Raw genomic sequence first — 1,101 nt, forward strand, 5'->3', positions numbered from 1 at the left:
CGCGATTGGAGCCCTTTTACGAGGAGTCGCAGTCCATCTACGACGTCTCGGATGAATTTTTCGCGTTATTTCTGGATGCCACGATGGGTTACACGTGTGCCTATTTCGAGCGTGATGACATGACGCTCGAAGAAGCGCAGATTGCGAAGTTCGACCTGGCATTGGGAAAGCTGAACCTCGAGCCCGGGATGACGCTGCTCGACATCGGTTGCGGTTGGGGCGGCGCGCTGAAGCGGGCTGTCGAGAAATACGACGTGAACGTCGTCGGCCTGACGCTCTCGGAGAACCAGGCCGAGCACGTGCAGAAGTCGTTCGATCAGATGGACACCACCCGCAGCAGGCGGGTGCTGCTGGAGGGCTGGGAAAAGTTCCACGAGCCGGTGGACCGGATCGTGTCGATCGGCGCGTTTGAGCACTTCGGTCGCCAGCGCTACGGCCGCTTCTTCAAGATGGCCTACCAAGCGCTGCCGCCAGGCGGAGTGATGTTGCTGCACACCATCGTTCGGCCGTCGTTCAGGGATGCCCGCGCCAGGGGCATGAAACTGACCCACGAGATCGTCCAGTTCTCGCAATTCATCCTGGCCGAGATCTTTCCCGGCGGCTGGCTGCCGACCCCGCAGACCGTCGGCGAATACGGGGTCACGGCGGGCTTCGACCTGACCCGGGTCCAGTCGCTGCAGTTGCACTACGCCAGGACACTGGATCTATGGGCCGAGGCGCTCGAGGCGAATCGCGAGCAGGCGTTGGCCATCCAGTCTCAGGAGGTCTACGACCGCTACATGAAGTACCTCACCGGCTGCGCGAAGCTGTTCCGGGAGGGCTACACCGACGTCAACCAGTTCACGTTGGAGAAGTGACCGGCTCACCATAGGCACTCAGCCCCAACGGATCACCGTTGTGCGCTGAAATGCTGTGAGCTACTTGACCAACGTGAATTGCCCCACGTTGCTGATGCCCTTGCGGAAGAAGTTCTCGCACCCGGTCAGATAGTGCATGTACTTGTCGTAGATCTCCTGGGACTGGAGAGCGATCGCCTTCTCCTTGTTGGCTTCCAGATTCGCCGCCCAGATGTTGAGGGTCCGCGCGTAATGCTCCTGCAGC

2 protein-coding genes are annotated in these 1,101 nt (G+C 60.6%); one reads left to right on the forward strand and one right to left on the reverse strand.

What is annotated here, in order from left to right; genetic code table 11:
* Positions 1-5 precede the first annotated feature (5 nt).
* Positions 6-857 carry a cyclopropane mycolic acid synthase family methyltransferase gene (locus A5686_RS02370; protein ID WP_082947429.1) on the forward strand — a complete coding sequence of 284 codons (852 nt, stop codon included), beginning with the start codon at positions 6-8 and terminating at the stop codon, positions 855-857.
* Between the two features lie 60 nt (positions 858-917).
* On the opposite strand, the gene A5686_RS02375 is transcribed toward A5686_RS02370, so the two are convergent.
* On the reverse strand, positions 918-1,101 hold a 184-nt coding region (locus A5686_RS02375; protein WP_197520452.1), incomplete at its 5' end, for a class I SAM-dependent methyltransferase.

Origin of the sequence: Mycobacterium sp. E2479 (assembly GCF_001667925.1) — a bacterium.
GTDB lineage: Bacteria > Actinomycetota > Actinomycetes > Mycobacteriales > Mycobacteriaceae > Mycobacterium.